Origin of the sequence: Labilithrix luteola (assembly GCF_001263205.1) — a bacterium.
Taxonomy (GTDB): domain Bacteria; phylum Myxococcota_A; class Polyangia; order Polyangiales; family Polyangiaceae; genus Labilithrix; species Labilithrix luteola.
In genome coordinates this window covers 7,860,018-7,881,924 of the sequence record NZ_CP012333.1, presented here as the reverse complement: position 1 = coordinate 7,881,924, position 21,907 = coordinate 7,860,018, and the positions used below count along the sequence as shown (strand labels likewise).

Annotated in this window: 20 protein-coding genes and 1 pseudogene; 18 read left to right on the top strand and 3 right to left on the bottom strand. The window is 66.7% G+C overall.

Annotation, left to right across the window (positions count from 1 at the left end; genetic code table 11):
• Positions 1 to 49 precede the first annotated feature (49 nt).
• From AKJ09_RS34210 to AKJ09_RS34170, 11 genes and pseudogenes are all read left to right on the top strand, one after another.
• Entirely contained in the window at positions 50 to 892 is an 843-nt protein-coding gene (locus AKJ09_RS34210; protein ID WP_146652051.1) for a hypothetical protein, read from the top strand.
• 240 nt (positions 893 to 1,132) lie between these two features.
• Complete coding sequence (locus AKJ09_RS34205; protein ID WP_146652050.1) at positions 1,133 to 1,969, top strand: tetratricopeptide repeat protein; 837 nt, start codon at positions 1,133 to 1,135, stop codon at positions 1,967 to 1,969.
• A 94-nt stretch (positions 1,970 to 2,063) separates the two neighbouring features.
• On the top strand, positions 2,064 to 4,838 hold the full coding sequence (locus AKJ09_RS34200; protein WP_146652049.1) for a serine/threonine-protein kinase: 2,775 nt from the start codon (positions 2,064 to 2,066) through the stop codon (positions 4,836 to 4,838).
• A 159-nt stretch (positions 4,839 to 4,997) separates the two neighbouring features.
• Entirely contained in the window at positions 4,998 to 6,185 is a 1,188-nt protein-coding gene (locus AKJ09_RS34195; RefSeq protein ID WP_275936666.1) for a serine/threonine protein kinase, read from the top strand.
• Positions 6,186 to 6,565: 380 nt separating this feature from the next.
• Positions 6,566 to 7,990 (top strand): hypothetical protein, encoded by a 1,425-nt coding sequence (locus tag AKJ09_RS34190; RefSeq protein WP_146652047.1) that lies wholly within the window; start codon positions 6,566 to 6,568, stop codon positions 7,988 to 7,990.
• 39 nt (positions 7,991 to 8,029) lie between these two features.
• The gene (locus AKJ09_RS34185) at positions 8,030 to 9,373 is read left to right on the top strand and encodes a class I SAM-dependent RNA methyltransferase (protein ID WP_146652046.1); all 1,344 of its coding nucleotides are present in this window, start codon (positions 8,030 to 8,032) and stop codon (positions 9,371 to 9,373) included.
• The gene (gene tilS / locus AKJ09_RS55145) at positions 9,370 to 9,906 is read left to right on the top strand and encodes a tRNA lysidine(34) synthetase TilS (protein WP_275936665.1); all 537 of its coding nucleotides are present in this window, start codon (positions 9,370 to 9,372) and stop codon (positions 9,904 to 9,906) included. Before AKJ09_RS34185 ends, tilS begins: the two co-directional genes overlap by 4 nt.
• A pseudogene (locus AKJ09_RS55965) lies at positions 9,882 to 9,956 on the top strand (hypothetical protein); the annotation flags it as partial. The gene tilS and the pseudogene AKJ09_RS55965, both read left to right, overlap by 25 nt.
• 63 nt (positions 9,957 to 10,019) lie before the next feature.
• Entirely contained in the window at positions 10,020 to 10,292 is a 273-nt protein-coding gene (locus tag AKJ09_RS55140; protein WP_240489015.1) for a hypothetical protein, read from the top strand.
• 545 nt (positions 10,293 to 10,837) lie between these two features.
• Positions 10,838 to 12,778 carry an ATP-dependent zinc metalloprotease FtsH gene (gene ftsH / locus AKJ09_RS34175; RefSeq protein WP_146652045.1) on the top strand — a complete coding sequence of 647 codons (1,941 nt, stop codon included), beginning with the start codon at positions 10,838 to 10,840 and terminating at the stop codon, positions 12,776 to 12,778.
• A 585-nt stretch (positions 12,779 to 13,363) separates the two neighbouring features.
• Complete coding sequence (locus AKJ09_RS34170) at positions 13,364 to 14,575, top strand: CapA family protein (RefSeq protein WP_146652044.1); 1,212 nt, start codon at positions 13,364 to 13,366, stop codon at positions 14,573 to 14,575.
• A gap of 85 nt (positions 14,576 to 14,660) precedes the next feature.
• On the opposite strand, the gene AKJ09_RS34165 is transcribed toward AKJ09_RS34170, so the two are convergent.
• The gene (locus tag AKJ09_RS34165; RefSeq protein WP_146652043.1) at positions 14,661 to 15,674 is read right to left on the bottom strand and encodes a hypothetical protein; all 1,014 of its coding nucleotides are present in this window, start codon (positions 15,672 to 15,674) and stop codon (positions 14,661 to 14,663) included.
• 508 nt (positions 15,675 to 16,182) lie between these two features.
• On the opposite strand from AKJ09_RS34165, the gene AKJ09_RS55695 reads away from it, so the two are divergent.
• From AKJ09_RS55695 to AKJ09_RS34145, 6 genes are all read left to right on the top strand, one after another.
• Entirely contained in the window at positions 16,183 to 16,314 is a 132-nt protein-coding gene (locus AKJ09_RS55695; RefSeq protein ID WP_275936664.1) for a hypothetical protein, read from the top strand.
• A 92-nt stretch (positions 16,315 to 16,406) separates the two neighbouring features.
• Entirely contained in the window at positions 16,407 to 16,772 is a 366-nt protein-coding gene (locus tag AKJ09_RS34160; protein WP_146652042.1) for a roadblock/LC7 domain-containing protein, read from the top strand.
• Positions 16,772 to 17,317 (top strand): protoglobin domain-containing protein, encoded by a 546-nt coding sequence (locus tag AKJ09_RS34155; protein ID WP_146652041.1) that lies wholly within the window; start codon positions 16,772 to 16,774, stop codon positions 17,315 to 17,317. Before AKJ09_RS34160 ends, AKJ09_RS34155 begins: the two co-directional genes overlap by 1 nt.
• Before the next feature lie 23 nt (positions 17,318 to 17,340).
• Positions 17,341 to 18,048 carry a DUF4388 domain-containing protein gene (locus tag AKJ09_RS53490; protein WP_169928098.1) on the top strand — a complete coding sequence of 236 codons (708 nt, stop codon included), beginning with the start codon at positions 17,341 to 17,343 and terminating at the stop codon, positions 18,046 to 18,048.
• Positions 18,045 to 18,599 (top strand): OmpA family protein, encoded by a 555-nt coding sequence (locus AKJ09_RS34150; protein ID WP_169928097.1) that lies wholly within the window; start codon positions 18,045 to 18,047, stop codon positions 18,597 to 18,599. Before AKJ09_RS53490 ends, AKJ09_RS34150 begins: the two co-directional genes overlap by 4 nt.
• Positions 18,596 to 19,258 carry a hypothetical protein gene (locus AKJ09_RS34145; RefSeq protein ID WP_146652039.1) on the top strand — a complete coding sequence of 221 codons (663 nt, stop codon included), beginning with the start codon at positions 18,596 to 18,598 and terminating at the stop codon, positions 19,256 to 19,258. The genes AKJ09_RS34150 and AKJ09_RS34145 overlap by 4 nt, the downstream gene beginning before the upstream one ends.
• Here the strand turns inward: AKJ09_RS34145 and AKJ09_RS34140 are convergent.
• Positions 19,235 to 19,612 carry a flagellar protein FliS gene (locus AKJ09_RS34140; protein WP_169928096.1) on the bottom strand — a complete coding sequence of 126 codons (378 nt, stop codon included), beginning with the start codon at positions 19,610 to 19,612 and terminating at the stop codon, positions 19,235 to 19,237. The genes AKJ09_RS34145 and AKJ09_RS34140 overlap by 24 nt on opposite strands.
• A 90-nt stretch (positions 19,613 to 19,702) precedes the next feature.
• Here AKJ09_RS34140 and AKJ09_RS34135 point away from each other — a divergent pair, with 90 nt between their 5' ends.
• On the top strand, positions 19,703 to 20,341 hold the full coding sequence (locus tag AKJ09_RS34135; RefSeq protein ID WP_146652037.1) for an endonuclease dU: 639 nt from the start codon (positions 19,703 to 19,705) through the stop codon (positions 20,339 to 20,341).
• 58 nt (positions 20,342 to 20,399) lie between these two features.
• Here the strand turns inward: AKJ09_RS34135 and AKJ09_RS34130 are convergent, their stop codons facing one another.
• Positions 20,400 to 21,677, bottom strand: coding sequence for a glycoside hydrolase family 5 protein (locus AKJ09_RS34130; protein ID WP_205633883.1), 1,278 nt, complete (start codon positions 21,675 to 21,677; stop codon positions 20,400 to 20,402).
• Positions 21,678 to 21,907: the final 230 nt, after the last annotated feature.

Below are 21,907 nucleotides of genomic sequence, written 5' to 3'. Positions count from 1 at the left end.
CATCCAAATTTCTACGCGAACCGCGCGCGTTGACTTAAAGTCTGATGCCGTGCCTGTCGGCTCGACGCTCCGAACCGTGACGAACGTGACGCAAGTCATGAGAGCGGGCATGCGGGTGGGCGCGCGATTCGCGTTGCGAGCAGGGGCGGTCGGACTCTTGCTGGCGAGCCTCGTGCCGGCCTGTTCGCAAGGCGAAGGCGACGGGCAGATTTCAGGCACGCTCGACGTCTTGGACTGCTGGACGGGCGCGTTCGATCTGGATCCGGACTTCTTCGCGGCGGTGCCCTACCTCAACACGCTCCAGATGCGCATCCAGAACGGGAGCGACTTCGAGACCTTCTCGGACGGCGTCTCGATCATGCTGTACGACACGACCAAGGTGCGGCCGAACCCCGCCCTCGGCATTCCCGGTCAGTACGGCGTCCCGCTCGAGGTCAACCTTCCACCCGAAGTCACGCCGCCTGGCGTCCCGGTGAGAGCAGACCCGAATCCCGCGATCGTCAGTCTCACGCTCTACCTGCAGAAGTCCTGCCGCGTGCAGAACGTCTCGTTGTATGCCGTCAAAGAGGTCACCCTCCCGACCGACGGCACTTGCGACGCACGCCCGATGAAGGGCGCCGATCCCAACGCCGGGTGCGACCCCAACACGGAGAGCCCCGGCGGTGTCGGAAACGGGAAGAGCCTGATTTCGTTCACCCACCTCTTCAACGGACAAGTCGACGAGGCGACGGCCTCCGAACGCCTCTCCTCCGGGTGCTTCGACGTCTACCTCGCCGATCCTCGTGAGGTGGCACCTGGAGGCCTTGGCCCACCTCCTCCGTGTCGTGGTCACATCAAAGGCACGTTCAGCTTCTTCTTCGAGCGCGGACGCCCCTCGCAACCCTTCCCCTGATCGCGCCGACGTACTTCGACGAAGGGAAACGACGCACCTGGGGCAAATCGGGGACGCTTTCGGGACGAAACTCGTGCGCGTTGCTGAGACGCTCGACTGCCTTGCGTACCCCGCGACAGGTTCGATAGCCTTTTTCCAGTGGAAAGATCCCGCGACACGCGTGCGCACAGTCGTTCTCGGAGCCGCTCTGGGAGGCGGTCTCGGAGCCGGCCTCTGGCGCGCACTCTGGCCATTTGCCTCGTGCTTTGCGCGGTAGGCATCTCGGCGCATGCCGCAGAAGGTGCTGGCGCCACGGCACTGAAGCTCGCACGGAGCGCCTGGGATCGCGGCTCTCTCGACACCGCCGAACCGCTCTATCGCGAAGCCCTCGAGAAGGGCGGCCTCGCTCCCGACGAAGTGCTCGAGGGCTACGTTCGGCTCGGATCCATCCGCGCATCGATGGGGAAAAAGGACCAGGCCGTCGCTGCATTCCGCGCCGCCTCGATCCTCGATCCGAAGTTTGCGGTTCCGAGCGAGGCCGGCTCGAAAGGTCCGGCGCTCGCGAACCAAGCCCGCAAGGACACGGCGAAGATCGGCGCGCTTCGTTTGACGGTGACGGCACCGAAAGAGACGCCGTCGGGGAAGTCCTTCAAGGTCACGGCGCAGATCGACGACGCGCACGCGCGTATCGTGGCGAAGGTCGGTCTGGTGGCACGTGACGGTACGAGCGGAAAAGAGATCACGGTCGAAGCGAAGACGGAGCCTACGGTCGAGCTCGAAATCCCCGCCGAGATCACGTTGCCGAACGCGGCGCTCACCATTCGTGTGGATGCGCTCGATTCCCACAACAACCGCCTCGGTTCGGCCGAAGAGCGGGTCCATGTTCCCGACGATCGTCCGGCAACCGCCTCGGCCGTCGTTCTCGGTCCGTCCACCAATCCTGCGGCCGACACCTCGCACAAGCGCGGGTTCTGGTCGTCGCCGTGGCCTTACGTCATCGGGGGCGTCGCCCTCGCGGGCGCTGGCGCGGCTCTCTACTTCGGCACCCGCCCCGCCGACCAAGTCTCGGTCGGCTCGGTGGATGTCCGCACTCGCTGAACCTTCGTAACGAAGCAACGAAAAGAGAGGAGTACGTTTGCCCCAAGACCGCGCTCACCGACCGGACGTCAACACGGGGGGTCATCCCGCGTCGATGCCCGAGATTCGTGCCGGGGGGGGTACGTACTTTCTCGGCCGCTACCGCGTCGTCGACGAAATCGGCATCGGCGGTATGGCCAGCGTGCATCTCGCGCGCATGGACGGCCCTGGCGGCTTCCAGAAGTGGGTCGCCATCAAGAAGATCCATCCGCACCTCGTCGAGGACGACTCGTTCGTCCAGATGTTCCTCGACGAAGCGCGCGTTGCGGCCCGGATCTCGCATCCGAACGTGGCGACCGTCTTCGACCTCGGCAAGCACGAGGAGACGTACTGGATCGCCATGGAATACCTCCACGGTGAACCGCTCCGTGAAGTCATGCGGCGCACCGAGGAGCTCGGCACGGCGATGCCGCCCGAGATTGCTTGCCGGGTCATCGCAGACGCGTCGGAAGGCCTGCACTCAGCCCACGAGCTGCTCGGCAAGAACGGCGAGCGCCTCGAGCTCGTTCACCGCGATGTGACCCCGCACAACCTCTTCGTGACCTACGACGGCGTCACGAAGGTGGTCGACTTCGGCATCGCGAAGTTCAGCTCGCGGATGAGCAACACGCGCGCCGGCACGCTCAAGGGCAAGCTCGCGTACATGTCGCCCGAGCAGGTTCAGGGCGAACAGATCGACCGGCGCACCGACATCTTCGCGCTCGGTGTGGTTCTCTGGGAGCTCACGACCGGCCAGCGGCTCTTCCGCATGGAGAGCGACCTCGACACGCTCGCCAAGGTCCAGGAGTGCAACGTCCCGCGCCCGTCGACGTTGATCCGCGGCTACCCCGTCGATCTCGAGAAGATCGTCATGAAGGCGCTCGCGAAGAACCGCGGCGAGCGCTTCAAGACCGCACGCGAGCTCTCGCGAGCACTCCAGTCGTTGCTCATGCGACGCGGCCTCTTCATCGCCTCCGATGAAGTTGCAGCCTACACACAATCGGTGTTCTCGGACCGCATCCAGAAGCGCGAGGCGCACCTGCGCTGGGCCGCCGAGGTCACGCAGACCATCAACGTCGAGCAGATGCTCTCGACGCCGAACCTCAACACGGACCACACGAACTCCGAGGTCCAGCAGTCGTCGCAGAGCGGCAAAGGGAACAACGTTCGCCCCGCTGCAGGGATGCCGCTTCCGAGCGCCTCGATTCCTCACGGCGGCGCACTCGGTCTCGGCCCGGCCTCGGGCCAGAGCGGCCCCGTGAGCGGTCCGCAGGCGAGTCATCCGAGCCACCCCAGCAATCCGGCTTGGGGCGAACAGGATCCGCGCAAGCGCACCGTTCCCATGCAGGCGCGCGGCCCGGCCGGCGGACCCGGCGGACCCGGCGGACCGCCTCGCCCGGCGGGCCCGAGCGCCCCGAAGACGACACCGCCGCCCCCGCGTCCAGCAGCAGGAATGCCCGCGGCTCCGCGACCGATGCCTGCGCCCGCGCAAAACGTGGCGGAAGAACCGCATCCGGCCGACGGCGACGGACCGACCATTCAAGCAGCGCCTCCGCTGCTCGAAGGCGATGCCGCGGAACTGCACGCGTCGATGCAGAACGACCCGCCGACGATGATGGCGAGCCCTCAAGCCCGCGCTGCCAAGGCCGCGCAGGCGGAGCCCATCGCGCTCGAGCCCGATCCCGACGACTTCGACGAAGATCAGGACGAGACGATCGTCGCGGCCACGCGCGCCGAGCAGGGCGCCCTGCACATGCCGCCCACGTTCCCGCAACCGCCCGGCCCTTCGCCGAGCGCACAGCACATGCACCCGCGGACCGCGCCCATCGCGGCCATCGCTCCGCCGCACGCACCAGCCTATCCGCCGCCTCTTGGCTATCCGCACGGTGCCCCCGCGCACACGGCCGAGGTCGCCTTCGCAGATACGCTCGGCCTGCAGCACGCGCCCGTGCCGCCGGTACCCTACGATCCGAACATGTATCCGCGCGGTCCGCACGCTAGCGGCCCGAGCGGCCCGAGCGGCCCGAGCGGCGAATACAACCCGATGGGCATGCCGCCGATGGGCGGGCCTGACATTCGGATGCAGCCGACCGTGCCGCGCATGGCGCCGTCGTTCGACAACCGAACGATGACCGTGCAGCGCTATCGCAAGCGCCCGCCGATGTGGGTCGTTGCGGCACTTTCGTGCTCGATTGCGTTGCTCATCGCGGGCGTCGTCATCGCCATCGTGTCGTCAACGGGAACGCCCAATCGACACTCGGCGGCATCGGCGACCGTACCGAGCGCAACGACGCCCCCGACCGGAGCCATCTCGGCGCCCGTCGTTCCCAGCACCCCCGTCACTGCGCCTGCCGTCGTGACCGCCCCTCCGGCGGCAACGAGCGCGGCGCCCGTCGACACGGCTCCCCCGCAGCCGTCGCTCCCGCGGTCACGCCCGCGGCGGCAACGGCTACGACCACGCCGCCCGCGCCCGCGCAGCCTGCGGCGCAGCCCACTCAGCCCGCTCAGCCCGCCCAGCCCGCGGCAACGGCTCGCCCGACGCCCGCGCCGGCCGCTCCCGCTCCGGCGCCGACGCCGAAGAAAGTGGTCACGGGCAACGGTGCGCTCACGATCGTGTGCATGCCGAAGTGCGATCAGATCATCGACAACGGCACGTCACTCGGTGCGGGGCACATCTTCAACCGCCCCGTCCCGGCAGGGCGGCACGTCCTCCAGCTCTCAGCGCCGAACGGCGCGAAGAAGAGCCTCGTCGTCGAAGTCGTTCCCGATCAGACGAAAGAGGTCCGCATCTCGATGGAGAAGTGAGCTCGCACGCCGCGCGCGCCAAGCTTCCAAGCTGGCGCGAGCGTGATCGAAGCTCCGCGAAGCTCGGTTTCTGTGGCTCGAGGCCACGGCCGAGCCTCGGTTTTGGACTTCGACGAAGTGCCTGAATTTTAGGCACTCCGGCCACTCGCTGCGTGCGAGGAGCGCAGATGGTCGGGGGCACGCAGGGTGCACCCGACCGCGCTACGTGAACGTCGAAGCCGGACAGGTCCTCTCAGGGACGATCCGACTCGTTCGGAAGATCGCAGAAGGCGGGATGGGGAGCATTTGGCTCGCCGAGCATCTGGTGCTCGGCACCGAAGTCGCCGTCAAGCTGATGTCGCGGCAGTGGGCGCTCATGCCCAGCGCCAGCGCGCGCTTCCTCCGCGAGGCACGGATGACCGCGACGATCGAGAGCCCGCACGTCGTGCGCGTGCTCGATTGCCGCCTGACGGAGAGCGACGAGCCGTACCTCGTGCTCGAGCTGCTTCGCGGCGAGAATCTCGAGCAGCGCGTTCGGCACCACGGGGCCATGGCGGTCTACGACGTGGCGGAGATCCTCGCCCAGGTCGGCGACGCGATCGGCAAGGCTCACGCGGCTGGCATCGTTCATCGCGACGTCAAACCGGAGAACGTGTTTCTCGAAGCAGGCGGGGCGGTTTCCGTGAAGCTGCTCGACTTCGGAGTGGCCAAACCGAAGAACAAGGACGAGTGCCTCGACGTCGATCGCCTTCCGGCCGGAACGGCGCAGTACATGAGCCCCGAGCACATGTTCGACCCCGAGACGACGGACGAGCGCTCGGATCTCTTCTCGCTCGCCGCCGTCGCGTATTTCGCGCTGACGCGTCGGTCGCCGTTCGACGCCGATTCGCTCGAGGGGCTCTACTTCGCGATCGACGGCGGGACGTTCAAGCGCCCCAGCGAGCTGCGTCCGGAGCTGCCGCGCTCACTCGATGGGTGGTTCGAGAAAGCCCTCGCCCACGATCCGGCGGCACGGTTCGCGAATGCGCGCGACCTCGTCGAGACGTTCCGAGACGCCATTCGAGGCGAGCCGCCCGCGTGGCGAGTGTGGGGACGCCTGGACAGTCCGTCGTCCGGGCGACTTCCGCCCTCGAGCAGGTCGATTCCAGGCATCCGAGCCCTGTGGCTTCCCAAGCCGAGTGCTTCGGCCACGCGCCGCGGGGCCACCGTCGCCCTCGTCCTCGCCACCGCCGCACTGCTCTTTGCCTGGCACGACGGCCCCAAGGTCGAGGAGGCGCAGGCCGCGCCGCGAGGCCCTGCGAGTGAGCCCTCGGCCCGTCCCCGCCATCGTCGGATTCGTCCGCCCGTACCGGAGCCGTTCGACGTCGCGAACCATCCCGCGGTCCTTCCAGCGCCGGAGGAAAGCGATCCGTGACGAGTCTCGTTGCTCTCTGGCCGCAGACGGCCCACTATTGTCGGACCGACACCGGCTCCCCTGCCCGGTGGTCTTCCTTCGATGTGGTCGGGCCCTCTTTCTTCGCTGAATCGTAGTCGATGGCTCTCGGCGGCAAGCGTGCTGGTCCTCGCTGCCGGCGCGTTGAGCAGCGCGGCCTCGTGCTCGCGAACGCCCGAGATCAGCTTCCAGATTGCGGTACCGAAGGCGCTCGTTTCGCAGACCACGTGGTTCGAGATCGGCGCCTACAAAGGCGCGTCGTGCGCGGCGTTGAAGCCGAAGCTCGCCAACGGCGTCCCCGACGGTGCCACCAAGCGGGTCGCCTTTCGACGTGACGCCAAGACCTCCCGAAGGTCGGCGACATGCCGAGCGGGACGTACGCGTTCGCGGCGGTCGCCAAAACCGACGATTGCTCGGTGTTGGCGACCGGTTGTGTCGAGGCGAACGTCCCCGATACGGATAGCGTCGCGGTGCCGATGTCGGCGCTCGACCCGCCCACGGGGGCCTGCGGAACGGGCGCTTCCTGCCAGGCCGCGCGCTGCGTGCCTGCGAACGACAACGCCAATCCGAGCGTCGGCGCGGGCTGCTCGCTCGAGCTGCTCGGCTCGGGACCGCTCGCCAATCCGGTCGGCGGCGGCAACACGCTCGTCAGCGCCCCGGCGATTGCCGCGACGCCGAGCGGCTTCGTCATCGTCTACCGCGAGATCGATCCGAACGGCGCGAGCGCACGCATCACGGTCCTTCCGATCGACCCGGGGGGCGGCGCGAGTGATCCTCAGCGCCCGCTTCTCAGGGGTCGCTGCGCGGGCTCGGAGGAGACCGACGGCGTCGGCTTGCTGATGAACGGGAGCGACGGCCAGATCGTCCTCGCGCGCGCGGCGTGCGCGGCGCAACCGGGTCTCGAGCTGCTGGGATTCACCTCCACCCCGCAAATCACGGTCGATCCGAACTTCCATTCCTCGGACTCGATTCCGACCAGCGTGCTGTCACTCTCGATGGGTCACGTCGCCGCCGATCGTTCGAACGGCTCGGGCGTCCTCGCGTTTATCGAAGACGGCCAGGCGCGCGTCGCGACGATTCAACCCGGCCAAGGCATCGTGCCGCCCAACGGATCTTTCGGCGGAGCGTCGGCCATGACGGGTGCGTGGGTCGCTGCAAGCGATGGCGTCCTGGCCTTGCTCGCCGCAGGACCGCCGGTGAACAATCCCGATGCCGGTGCCGACGCCAGCACAGCCGACCCCGAGACGGGGCCGATGCTGCGCCTCATCATGGCGCCGCCATCGACCAACCTCACCGAGTTCGACGTGACGCAGGGCAAAAGCCCTCGCCCCGTCATTTCCTTCCCGGGCTCCTGGGGCGCCATGGCCGCGCGTGGAACGCGCGTGATCGTGGCGAGCGACGGCAGCGGGCCCGGACGCTCGGTTTCGTACCGCACGTTCGACGTCGACACCACGGACGCCAAGGAAGTCGGCGGCTTCTCGATGGACAGTGCGGGCGTGGTCACCGGGGGCGACGTCTACATCGAGGGCGATCGCGTCTTTTTCGCGGTCATTCGCCAGGGCGCGATCGAGCTCCACGCCTTCGCCAACGCGTCGACATCGCCGACGCCGCTGCACAGCCTCGTCTTCGCGAAGGAGCCGCGCATCGCCGCGCTCAACATCATCCGTGACGGACGCGTCGCCGTGGCCGCCACCGAATCGCGCGTCGCCGTGGCCTGGACCACCGCATCCGTGCTCAAGAACGACGACACGACGGGTGGGTACGCCGTTTTCGCGTGCACGCCCTGAAGCGCCTCTTTTCCGCCCTTCGGTGCTAAGACAGCGCCGATGAAGCGCAGCACCTCGAAGTCGTCACGCCAATCCCCGCGCGAGACGCTGTCGCTCACCATCGCTGAGCTTTCGCCCGGTGGCGACGGCGTCGCGATCCACGAGGCGGCCGGCGAGCGCCGAGCCGTTTTCGTTCCCGGGGTCGCGCTCGGCGAAGAGATCCGGGCCGAGGTCGACTTCTCTTCGAGGCCCGCCCGCGGGCGCCTGCTCGAGGTCGTCTCGCAGAGCCCCGATCGTACGGCTCCACCGTGCGCGGAGGTCGAGCGTTGCGGTGGCTGCGATTGGATGCACGTCACCCCCGAGGCGCAGCTCCGCGCGCACGCAAGCATCGTGAAGAGCATCCTCCCGCCCGCCTTCGCGCAAGCGGAGGTCAAGAGTCATCCGGCCACGCGCACGCTCGGCTACCGCACCCGCACGCGCGTCCACGTCGACGCCAAGCGAGGCAAAGTCGTCGTCGGCATGTACGGGCGGCGTTCGCACGATCCGGTGCCCGTCGACACGTGCGTGGTTCTCGATCCGGTGCTCGACGAGGCCCGTCGAGCGCTCGCCGGTTGGCTCGACGGTGCGAAGGGGTACGGCGAAGCGCAGCTCTCGCTCGGTCATCCGCACCCCGCGCAGGGCGCGCGACGAGCCGTGCTCGAACTTCGCTGGACGGGCCAGCTGCCGCCGGACGTGTTCGCCCGCCTGGAACGCGCGGTCGCCGGAGGGCCCCTCGCCGGAGCTCGCATCTTCGACGGCAACGTCACCATCCCGGCGACGATCGGCGATCCCACGCCGTGGATCGATGGCGCCGACGGCGCGCCTCTGCGCCTCGCGCCCGGAGGCTTTTCGCAGGCGACCGAGGAAGGCAACACGCGTCTCGCGCGGCGCGCCGCCGAGCTCTCGTTCGAGCTGTCGCCGAACCCGGAGGGTGCGGTCCTCGAGCTTTACGCCGGCGCCGGCAACCTCACCGTGCTCCTCGCCAAGGAACGGAAGGTGGTGGCGGTCGAGTCCGACCGAAGCTCGTGCGAAGCCGCGCGTGCGAATCTCGAAGCGCGCGGTCTTTCGGCGCGCGTGGTGGACGCCGACGCATCGACGAACGCCATTCCGGCTCCCACGAAGCTCGTGGTGATCGATCCGCCGCGGACTGGCGCGAAGGACGTCGCCAAAGCGCTCGCCACCCGGCCGGTGGGCGCCGTCGTCTACGTCTCCTGCGATCCCCCCACGCTCGGACGCGATCTCGCGATCCTTGCCGAGGGCGGCTACGAGCTTCGCGCGATCGAGACGTTCGAGATGTTCCCGCAGACGAGCCACGTCGAAACGGTGGCCGCCCTGGTTCATCCGCTGAAGAGCAAAGTGCGATGACCGCCGCGTCGCTCGTCACCCTCGTAGGACGGGCGCTCGCTGGCGAAGCTTCGCTCCCGCCTCGCTCTACGTTGCTCGTGGCCGTGAGCGGAGGCCCGGACTCGATGGCACTGCTCGACGTGACGGCGCGTCTGGCTTCGAAGCTCGAGCTCACCATCGTGGCGCATGGCGTCGATCACGGGCTTCGCGCGGAGGCCGCGCAGGAACTCGACCTTGCCGCAACGCACGCGAAACAGCTTGGAGTTCGCTTTGGTCGCACCCGCGTCGACGTCGAGCACGGCGGAAACCTGCAAGCTCGAGCCCGCGAGGCACGCTACCGCGCACTGGCACGGGCAGCCTCGGCGGTCGGAGCTCGGGCGATCGCCACCGCGCACCACCAGGATGATCGGGCCGAGACAGTCCTCTTGCGGCTCCTGCGAGGGGCCGGCGCACGCGGGCTCGCCGTTCTTCCGCCGCGGGCCCCCTCGACGTCGGCGAGGACCAGGAATCGTCGGGGAATGCAACGACGATCGAGCTCATCCGACCGCTCCTGAGAGCGCGTCGAGCGGACATCGTCGCCCATCTCGAGCGCCATGCGGTACCGGCGTCCCACGACCCCTCGAACGAAAACCCGCGGTTTCTGCGGGTCCGTGTCCGTCGTGAGCTCTTGCCGCTCCTCGAGGAGCTCGACCCCGGCATCGTCGGACATCTCGAGGCCCTGGCCGACGAGCTCGCGCCCCAGCGCTCGGAGGGCGAAGCCTCGAGCTACGCGTTGCCGAGGACGACTCAGGTCGCCCTTCGTGAGCTTGCGCAGAGCCGTTCGAGCTCCGCCCGCGTGTGGCTACCGGGAGGTCTCGTGGCCTCGGTCGATCCTGCCGGTCGCCGTACGCCCCGCCCTAAGAATCATGCGGGTTCGCGCTCGAACCGCCGAAAAGACTGAACCGCACCGGCTCCGCCCCGCTCGATCGGTTTTGCCTCATGGACTCGCGCACCCGTCGTCGGATGGCTATGACACATGCAGACGGCGCGAACCGGGCCGCAGCGACGAGCTCGTGCGGTCATCTTCCCCTTTCTCTCGCCCGGCAAGTCCGTTCCACTGTTTCACTGAGACTGAACCGAACCGCGCACGAGCCGCTACCTGATCCCTCCCGATCCCTTTGCGATCCCTTTCCGATCCTTACCCCCCGCCCCCGCTTGCCTGATCCCGCGTCCCCTGGTGCTGACCGTGAGCCGACCGTGAGCCGACCATGAATCGCCCCCAGACACCGTCCGTGGAGATCTTTTTGTGTGCCCGTGAGGTGCCCACATCCGTGCCTGCAGGCCCAAAACACGGCCGAAAGCCCGTTCCGGCGCGGGGGTTCACTCGCCAAAGGCATGCCGGATCGCCCCGAATCCGTCCGAATTTCGTCGTTCGACCTACCTCAGGTGAATCCGACCCTCGATGAGGGGCATCTGACGTAGTAGCCTAAAAGTTCCGAGGCCAACGTGAAGCAATCGCACAAGACGCTGCTCCTCTGGGTCGTCCTGATCGTGATGTTCTTGACGATCTGGAATTTCCTGACCCCCGCGGAGCGGAAGGTTCCCGTCGCCTTCAGCGACTTCGTCAACGAGGTCCACGCTGGACGCGTCGACGAGATCCGCATCAAGGACCGGGAGTACACCTATCGAATCAAGGGCGCCGACCCGACCAAGGGCGGTGGAACCAAAGAGGCGGTCGGTCCCCTTCCCGACGAGAAACTCCTCGAGACCCTCAAGCCGACGGATCCTGCTGCGCAGACGCCGAAGGTCTTCTTCGAAAAGGAAGATCAGTCGCCGTTCTGGTCGAGCACGATCATCACGCTGATCCCGATGGCGTTCCTCATCCTGATGTTCTTCCTCTTCATGAGGCAGCTTCAGGCGGGCGGCGGCAAGGCGATGAGCTTCGGCAAGTCGAAGGCGCGCATGCTTTCGGACTCGCAGAACAAGGTCACCTTCGCGGACGTCGCGGGTGTCGAAGAGGCGAAGGACGAGGTCGAAGAGATCATCGCCTTCCTCAAGGACCCGAAGAAGTTCCAGCGCCTCGGCGGACGCATCCCGAAGGGCGTCCTCATGATTGGCCCGCCGGGAACCGGTAAGACGCTCCTCGCGCGCGCCATCGCAGGCGAGGCCGGCGTTCCGTTCTTCAGCATCTCGGGCTCGGACTTCGTGGAGATGTTCGTCGGTGTCGGTGCAAGCCGCGTCCGCGACCTCTTCGAGCAGGGCAAGAAGCACGCGCCGTGCATCATCTTCATCGACGAGATCGACGCGGTCGGTCGTCACCGCGGCGCCGGCCTCGGCGGCGGTCACGACGAGCGTGAGCAGACGCTCAACCAGCTCCTCGTCGAGATGGACGGCTTCGAGTCGAACGACGGCGTCATCATCATCGCGGCGACGAACCGCCCTGACGTCCTCGACCCCGCCATCCTCCGCCCGGGCCGCTTCGACCGCCGCATCACGGTCAACCGCCCCGACGTTCGCGGCCGCGAAGCGATCCTCCGCGTCCACACGAAGCGCGTTCCCCTCTCGGGTGACGTGGAGATGGAAGTCATCGCGCGCGGTACCCCCGGGTTCGCGGGCGCCGACCTCGAGAACCTCGTCAACGAAGCGGCACTCCTCGCCGCTCGCCAGGACAAGGACGCCGTCAGCATGGCGGACTTCGAGCTCGCGAAGGACAAGGTCCTCATGGGCTCCGAGCGTCGCTCGATGGTCATGACGGAAGAGGAGAAGTGGAACACGGCGGTCCACGAGGCTGGTCACGCGGTCATGATGATCGCCAACGAGCACCACGACCCCGTCCACAAGGTCACCATCATCCCGCGCGGTCGTGCACTCGGTGTGACGATGCCGCTCCCGAAGGGCGACATCCTCGGCCGCACGAAGGAGCAGTTCGAGGCGCAGATTCAATCGGCGCTCGGCGGCCGCATCGCGGAAGAAGTGTTCTTCGGCAAGCTCACCACGGGCGCGTCGAACGACATCCGCCAGCTCACGCAGATCGCTCGAGCCATGGTGTCCGAGTACGGCATGAGCGAGAAGCTCGGCCCGATCGCCTACGGTGGCGAAGAGGGCTCGATCTTCCTCGGTCGCGACTACACGCAGCGCGGCCAGGACTACTCGGAGCAGACGGCTCGCGAGATCGACCAGGAAGTGCGCGCGCTCATCCAGACGCAGTACGACATCGTCAAGACGCTCCTCACCGAGAAGCGTGACCGCGTCGAATCCATCGCCAAGAACCTCCTCGAGCACGAGACGCTCGACGCCGAGGACCTCAAGGCGATCTTCGAAGGCCGCGAGCTTCCGCCCCGCACCAAGGTCATCATCCCGACCTACGCGGAGAAGGAGCGCGCCAAGCAGGAGAAGCGCAAGGCGGCGAGCATCTTCGGCGGCCCGCCGAAGCCCGCAACCTCCTGAGCCTCTAGCTCAGTGACATGATCCGCAAAGAGGCCGGTTCGCCGGCCTCTTCGCTTTTTGTGGACCGAGCTGGCCCGAGCAGATGTCCGTCTCGGGTTTGTTGCCCTCATCGCCAGCCCTTCTCCCTAAGGGAGAAGGGAGAAGGGAGAAGAGGAGCCGGTGTCGTACTGCGCGGTCGAGAGAAGCCGTCGGAGCTTCGTGGCGTCGAGGACGCCGCGCACTCCATCGCCTCGCCTCACGCGATCTTGTAGCGCCGCCCGCTATCGCCTTCCGACCAACGCCCCGCTCCCTCCGCAGCTTCCCGCGACCGACTCGGACGCGCGGATCAATTGGTCGGCGCGCTGGCGTGCCCCTTAGGGGCTCGTCGGCGAAACGGCCCCTCTGGGTGGAGGGGAACAAGCAAACCGACGAAGCGTCGTCTCCCTTCTCCCTTAGGGGATGAGGGCAAACAAACCTGAATGGCAGAAGGGTAGCTGTCCCTATCGACGCCTCCTACCTGCGGTCGATTGGCGCGTCGGGTGACGACTTCGTCTGTGCGTCTGTCGAGACTGGATTCCTGGAGCGATGGTGTCATAACAGGCACCAATGTCCGACCGCGCTCGTGCCCTTTCTTCGGTCGCTCTTCTTCTCGCGACGATGACGCTGTTCGCCGGCTGTTCGTCGTCCGAGTCCACCGACGAAGACCTCGGTGAGACCTCAGGCAGCGAGAACGCGGTGGTGGCCATCACCGAGCCGGACGAGACCGCACCGGCTTCCGCGCTCGCGCCAGCATCTCTGGACGCGTCCGATGCGAGCCTCAAGGGCCTGCTCGACATCCGAGGCGTCGGCGATGCGGCGTGGTCGAACACCCACGAGCAAGTACCGCTCGATGCGCAGTACGGAGCAGCCCTCGATCGGTTCGATCGAACGCGCACCGCCTATCGCGGCGATCTCTCGTACATCAACTGGGAGACCGTCGTAGGCAACGGCTGCAGTCAATTCAGTTCGGTGTACACGCCTGGCAAGTCCTACGCGTTCGTGTCGCGCCCGGAGAATCTCGGACAGCTCGAAGAGCGCGGGTTCAATCTGATCGGGCTATCGAACAACCACACGCGCGACTGCTACGCCTCGACCGACACCGCCCTGCGCGGCGAAGACGCGAGCCCCGACATGACCGCGCGCAGCATCGAGAAGCTCGGCGACGTGGGCTTCCTCTGGGCAGGCGTTTCGTCGAGCGCCGACGCCGACGATCTCGACAAGGCGCGTGTCCGCACGTTCAACATCAAGGGCCGCAACGTGCGCGTTGCGTTCGGCAGCCTCTACATGGGCCGCCCGAAATGTCCGCGAGCCACGTGCAGCGGCGACCGCCGCGCCCTCTTCGAGAGCCTCCGTGACGCCGATGCGGACGTGCGCATCCTCGCCCTCCACAGCATGGCTGCGGCCGACCAGGACGAGCTCGTCCGCGCGGGGGTCGAGTTCGTGAAGTCGTACGGCGGCGACGTGGTCTTCGGCAGCGGACCTCACGTGTGGAAGCCGGTCCGCGTCGTTCGCAAGAATGCCTCGTTCAGAGGCGGCACGGGCGTGGTGTTCGAGAGCCTCGGCAACTTCCTTCATCCGTCGCTCGGGGCGCAGACGAAGAACTTCATCGGCCGCGCCCTCTACGATCTCGAGACGAAGACGTTGCGGCAGGTTCAGGTGCTGCCGGTCGCGAACGCCGGCCGAGACGTGCGTTGGTCATCGGTGAACGGAGGCTCGCTCGAGTCGAACCTCCGTTGGACCGCCGCTCCGCACGGTGTCTACGCCAACGTGAAGCGCTGATCGACGTCGAATCGAAGACGAGCAGCCACTTCGCTTGTCATGATGACAGGCGAAGCGGCCACTGCGTATTCGCCGTCCGTCATTTCTAGGGGAACGAGCAGTACTTGCCGTCGACGAAGTCGAGGCACGAGACCGTCGTACCGGCCGCCGTCGCGAGTGCCGCGCAATCCGCGTCACCGTTCGGACATGCGAGCGCGCATGTACCGACGATGTCGTCCGGTTGAGCCGTATACCCCGTCACCGTCTGACCGTTGTTCGTGTAGCTCGTCTTCAGCTTTGCCGTGCACTTCCAGTTGGCGCCGCCGCCGGCGGTCGCGCACGCGGCATTGCCCGCCGTTCCCGTCACGCACGTCGATCCGCAGAGCCCTTTCGTTGCATCCGACCCGGCCTCGCAAACGCAAGCCTGCGTCGTGGCCGTCGAATCGCATCCCTCGCCGACCTTCTTCGTAAAGACGACGTGGTTCGCGGCGGCGACGCAATTGCCGGTTTCGATTTGGCACTGCTGCCCCGCAGTTCCTTTGCAATCCGTATCCCCCGTACACGACGGAGCACAAAAGCCAATTGCCGTCGTTCCATCTTGACCGTTCGCGAGGTAGGCCCCGGCACATTTGTTCCCGCCCGCACATGGCGATTCGATCTTCGTCGAACTGTAGGCACAGAAGGGAAAGCAAACACCGCTCGCGCCCGAGCCTGTGGGCACGCAGAGCCCTTGCTGGTTGGCACACGTAATGTCGTTGATCGTATTGCCGCTTCCGATCGTGCACGACGCCTGAATACAGACGGGCGTACCGAACAAGTCGTCTCCTTGCGCTGCGCCCTTCGAACAGATGCTGTCACCGACGCTGCTGGCGGCGGCGCAATCCGAGTCGGTCGAACATAGATTGCCAACCGTTCCCCCGTCGGGTGACGGTGCCGAGTCTGCGTCGTTCGGTGACCTCCGATCGGGCGCCCCGGTCTCGGGCGTATTCGAGCTTCCTCCGCCATCGGGGTCTTCGGCTCCTTGCTCAGAGCCACTCGACGAACATCCCGCGACGATGAACATCGCGAACAACGAAGAAGCGAGAGTTCCAGCCACCCCAACCATCAGTTTTTTGGACATGAGTCTCCTCCGACCTTCTGCGGCTTCGACCGCAAGGCCCAACACGAACTCGAATGCGCACCTGTCTGCCGCGACGTCGCAGACAGATGCGAGCGCACGTCACCCGAGCTCACGCCGGCGAAGCGGCGTGAGTATTCGGATCACGTCAGCGATCGCACGTCGACAGCTTCCTAACGGGATTCCGATCGTTTCCGCACGCCTCGCTCACGTGCGGGGTCGCGCGCTCGAAAGAGCGCGGCGTTCGTGATCCCTCTCGACGAATTCACCAAGGACTCCACGCCGGCACCTCCGTTTTGGTGTGGACGTGACAGCTTCAAAAGCAACGCGCATACCGTGCACCCGCGCACGAACGGGTCAGCGACGCGTCGTCGGACACGAACGGATCGCAACTCGCGAAGTGATCGCGTTGCACGACGACGTCGCGCGTCGCTGCGCATCGAGTGACGCTCGGGTCGGAGATCGCTCCCTCCCTCATGGACATGCTGCCGACCACACGAGGCGATCGCCCGTGACACATCCGACGACGACCTCTCACCCGATGCGCAGCCAGTGCAGCAACTTCGACTCGCGCGCGGCGATCAAGCTCGACCACGCAAGCCCTGCTCTGGCGCGCAAAGCGTGCATGGGCTGCACGCAGTAGTTCTCGATTTCCCCGCTCTCTCTGGAAAGGCACGGCCGCTGCAATGCAGAGCGTGACCAAACGAAACGGGGGAGACGCAGCGAGGAACGACGATGTCTCGTGTCGACAATCTGAATCGCATCTTGCGCGGCCTTCAAACGGGTTCGCCCGACGTCGAAGCCAGTGCACTCATTTCCGAAGATGGTCTGATGATCGCCAGCGCCCTGCCCCAACACGTGGACGACACACGTGTTGCCGGCATGACCGCCACCCTCTCCAGTCTCGGCGCGCGAGCCGCCAGCGAGCTCGAACGAGGAACGGTGCAGGAAGTCCTCGTGCGCGGAGAGCACGGCTACGCCGTCATGCTCGCCTCCGGCTCGGGCACGCTGCTCCTGGCTCTCGCGAGCAAGCAAGCGAAGCTCGGACTGCTCTTTCTCGACATGCGTCGAGCCGCCGACGACATCCGGAAGGTTCTCTGATGAACGAGCCGCCGCTTGCGCTCTTCGAACGGCTGAAGGTGTTCCTGGACTTCACGGACAGCGACGTTAGGAACCTCGTCGAGCTCAAGCCGGTGATCGCCAAACACGGCCCGACGATTACGGCACGCTTCTACGAACGCCTCGGGCAGACGACGGACACTGCGAGGCTCGTCGAAGGGCGCGTGGGGGCGCTCCAAAAGACGCATCTTGCGTGGCTCAACTCGCTCGTCGGCGGCACGTACGACGAAGCCTACCTCGCCTCGCGCTGGCGCATCGGCCTCGCGCACGTGCGTGTGGGTCTCGACCCCCACTGGGTCGAAGGCGTCATGAGCTTCATTCGCAGCGCAGGCATCGACGCCATCACCGCGGAGCTCGCCGGTACGCCCACCGCGGGTGCGCACACCGCGAGCTTCGTCAAAGCGTGCGACCTCGACATGCTGACCATCAACCTCTCGTACGCGGAAGACCGGCTCGATCGACTCACGACGTTCACGGGGATGAAGCGTGGATTGATCGAGAACATCATCCGCATCCCGAAAAAGTGACCGACGTACCTCCGGGGAAGCCCATGCAAGCCAACGTCGTACCGATCAGGGCCGTGGACACGGGAGGCGATGCGGAAGATCCCTCGCCGTTCGGCGTCGCCGATTACGTGCAGCTCGCCGGCATGTCGGCGCGCTCCGCGGTTCTCGAAATCCATGGTCTGCTCGCCGGGCGCGGGACCATCGTCATCCATCACGGCATGCTCTGGTCCGCGGAAGACGAGCGCGGCATCGGCTTCGAAGCCTTCCGCCGCCTCGTCTTCCTCAGCGACGCGACCGTCCACTGCCATCCGCTCGACGAGCGATTGCTCGTGCACCCGCGCACGCTCGGGGGTTCGTGCGAAGCCGCACTTCTCGACGCTGCACGTCTTCACGACGAGTCGAGCGCGATGCTCGTCGCAAAGCTGTCGTCGTCGCCGCCTCCCCCCGCCGACGTCGATCGGGAATGGGAGCGGCTCGGATCGATGCGTCCGAAGGCCTCGTCCACCGTTCGAGCAAGGCCCTCACGGATTCCGCCGCCTCTACCGAACAAGAAGCCCGCGGTGCAGCCTCGGCCGGTCGCTCCGAAGATCGAAACGTTCGACGACCACTACGAAGCCGGCGTCGATGCGCTTCTCGGCAAGCGCTTCGCCGAGGCACTTGCTGCCTTCCGCGCGGCCGAAGCCGTCCGTCCCGGCGACCGACGCGTTCGTGCGAACATCGAGCGCCTCGAGCAGATGGGATACGGGTCGTGAGCCTCGCTTCTCCGCACGTCACGCTCGGCCCGGTGTTCGCCGCCCTCGGGACAATGGCCGCGGCCGGCGCCGTCATGTGCTCGGTCATCGCGCTCGGACCTCGCGACGCAATCGCCGAGGTCCCTCTGGCACCTCCGCCCACGCTCGCGAACGCATCGCTTCCCTTGCCCATGCCGTCGGGGACCGATCGCGTGATTCCGCCGTGCCTCCGGCGGGAAGTGAATTTCGCGCTCTCCTCGACGACCATCGACCCCGAGTCACAAGGGCACATCGTCGAGCTGGCCGAGTGGCTCGGAGAACACCCGAACGCCGAGGTGACCGTCGAAGGACATGCCGATACGCGCGGCCCCGTCGACGTGAATCTCTGGGTGAGCCACGAACGCGCGACGGCGGTCGCCGCCATCCTTGCGCGACACGGGGTGGCCAAGGACAAGATGCAGGTGCGAGCGTTCGGCTCCTATCGGCCTCTCGACGGCGCGCCGGAGACCGATGGCCGGCAGCGACGCGTCGATCTCCAGGTCAGCGACGTCACGTGCGCGAGGTCTCCATGATTGCAGCCATCATCGCCCTCGCCGTCATGGCGGCAGCACTCTTCTTCACGTCGGGCTGGTTCGTGGCGGCGCGTTCCGAGCGCAGGGCACGAGCGACTGCCGAAGACGCTCTCACCGCCTGCAACCAGCGCAATACCACGCTCGAAGCCGAGCTCGCCGCAGCACGTGAGTTCCAAAGCGTGCTGTCGCCCGTGCTCGTCCGCGAGAAGCTCACGAGCGATCTGGCGAACGTGAAGGCCACCGGAGGACTGCGCGCTCTCCCGCGACTGATCGACGAGATTGCCGACGCAGGGGCGTTTTCGGCGGTCACCCTCAGCGACGATGCCGGCCTTCCCGTGGCTGCCAGCACGAACGTAGACCTCGCGCCTGACGGTGTCGATCGACTCGTCGGGACCGCATCCCTCGTACTCATGCTCGCCGATCGCGCGAACCTGAACGGAGAGCCCAAGCCGCTCGGCCTCGTCCTCCACGACGAGAGCAATCGCACCGTCGCCTATCGAATCTTCGGCGTCGAAGGGGCTCGCTTCGTCCTTACGGCGGCCACGCGAGGTCGGCTGCTTTCGCCCGACGCGCTCGACCCCCTCGTCGGCAAGCTCGAGACGGTGCTCGCTCACCGCTCGATCGACGTCACGCCGCTATCGTCGTCTTCTTCGGCGTGAGAGCGTCGTCGGCTTCGAGCTCCAACTCCGGCGATTCATCGCGAGCGTTGGCGACGAACGCCGCGCGTATCGGTCGCAACACCCCAGCGAGAGGTCGAGCATCTCCGGTCGCCCGCGATGAACCATCGCGACGTGGCGCAGGCACATGTCGTAGACGATGCTCAGCTCATGGGAGGCCTCGGGATGGCGGCCTGACGCATCGAGGGTTCCGTACAGTCCGCCGAGCGCCCCGAGCGCTTCCGCAAGCGCGTCTCCGAGCGCGGCGAAGTCGCCCGAGCGCGACGAGACCTTGGCTCGTTCGAGTGCGTCGATGAGGCGGTCGACCATGACGATCTGGAGAGCGCCGGGGCCCATGCTCGAACCAACGGCGCAGGTAGACGTGAAGTTAAGTGACGACGCAGGCGGAGCTGACGTCACGCCGTCCTTCGCGTAGAAACGTCCATCGTGAACGTCATCGGCTTCGACGACGGCCCCTTCGAACGAACGCATCGCGGCGACGTCTTGCTCGTCGGCGTCGTGTGCTCGGGCACACGGATGGACGGGCTCGTGAGCGGGCGCATCCGGCGCGACGGAGCCAACGCCACGCGCGTGATGATCGATCTCGTTCGGAAGAGTCAGTTCGGCTCGCACCTCCAAGCCGTGATGCTGCAGGGCATTGCCGTGGGCGGCTTCAACGTCGTCGACATCCATGGCCTCAGCGACGCTCTGCGCATCCCGGTGCTCGTCGTCACGCGCAAGCTGCCGGACATGCCCGCCGTACGCCGTGCCCTGTTCAGCGACGAGCCGCTCGATCGCCCGCGTGTGCCGGGTGCAGCGCGCAAGTGGAAGCTCATCGAAGAGGCCGGCGTGATGGAGCAGCTAGGCCCGTCGCGACGCGCGGTGAAACGCGAAGCGAAGAAGGGCCCGACCGGTATCACGACGACGAGCCCGCGGCTGTGGATCCAGCGCGCGGGCCTATCGCTCGATGAAGCGCGGCGGCTCGTGGCCGACACGACATTGCACGGGAACGTTCCCGAGCCGCTTCGCCTCGCTCACCTCGTCGCGGGCGGCATCACGGAAGGCCGAAGCCGCGGTCGCGCCTGACGATCACGAACGACCGAAAGACGGTCGTCCGTGAGCCGCCGCGGAGGTGAAGAGCGGATCAGCGCGCGAGGAACGGAGAGATCCAGGACATCTGAGGACGATCCTGGCCGTTCTTCGGCTCGATCGTGAGCGAGTACTCACCCCAGCCTGGGCCGGCCGCCCACCAGAGCCAGCCCTGGAGAACGTCCGTGTTCTGCATCATGTAGTTCATCATGTCGGTCACGGCGGACTGACACGTCGAACTGTTGATGCCGGCGAACTCACCCAAGAAGCCCTTCTTGTTGTTCGCGCGGAGCCAGGCGACGAAGGCCTTCATGCGCTCGCTGCCGATGGTCCCGCTGACGCAGGCGCCACCGCCGCTCGATGCCGAGTCGAGATACTGGTGAACCTCGATGAGCGTGTTGTTGGCGGGGTCGGTGATGTTGAGCATCGCGACCGAGTTCGCCGTGCCGTACCAGTTCTGGGTCCAGCTGTGCGCGCCCGTCCAGGCATTGCCGGGCGCGATGATGGTGTTCTTCGCGCCGGTACCGCGGATGGCCGCAATGGCCGCGTTCGCCGCGGAGACCCACACGTCGGTCGACATGTCGTGGGGCTCGTTGACGAGGTTGAACATGACGTACGGGTTGTCCTTGAACCGCGTCGCGAGCCGTCGCCAGAGATCGGCAAATGCCGAGTTCGGAACGCTCGAGCTGCCGACGGTATTGCCGTAGTAGCGCGCGAAGTTGTGCGGGTTGAGAATCGAGAAGGCCTTCTTCTCGGTGGCGTGCGCCACGAGGCCGTCGATCTGCTTGATGTACGCATCGACGAATTCACCGTTCGCCGTCGGCTGCAGGCGTTCCCAGAGGAAGCCGAAGCGGAAGGTGTTCATCCCTTTGCCGACGAAGTAATCGATCTCGCCGTTGTTCGGGAACTTGTAGTCCACACCATCCTTGCCCGGGATGGCCGAACCGAACTCACCGCCGGCGAGGTTGACGCCGCGGAAGGGCATCGGGCCGGACGGGATCACCGACGTCGGCGTTTCGGGCGCCGGAGGCTCGGGCGCCGGAGGCTCGGGCGAAGGTGTCTCTGCATCGGGCTCTGGCGCAGCGTCGGTCGTGTCGCCCGCATCGCCCTCGGGGGTCGATGCATCGGGATCGGTGGACGGATCTTCCGTCGACGGCGTGGTGCCGGGCGACGTCGACGGGCCTTCGCCTTCCGGCTCGGTCGGGCTCGTCGTCTGGGCGCTCTCGTTCGAGAGAACGGAACCGCTCTTGTCGTTGCACGCCGAAGCGAGCAGGGCTTGAACGGTCACGGCAAGGAGAGCGCTCGTAGCGCCAAAAACTCGGTACTTCGTCATCCGTTACTCCGGGGTTGGTGGTCGACGCGCCACTCGCCTCTCGAGCGCAGGGCGCACGTCTTCCCTCCCGCGGGCGCACTGCTCCCGCGGCTCGTTGTTCGGGTTTTGGGTTCTCGACGCTTCGTCGTCGGGTGACGGCGCAGACGCCGAACGATGCGGATCGCGTCCTACGAAACTCGAAGGGCACGACCTCCGCCCTCGAGACGCTACGAAACGCGCTTCGCATTCAC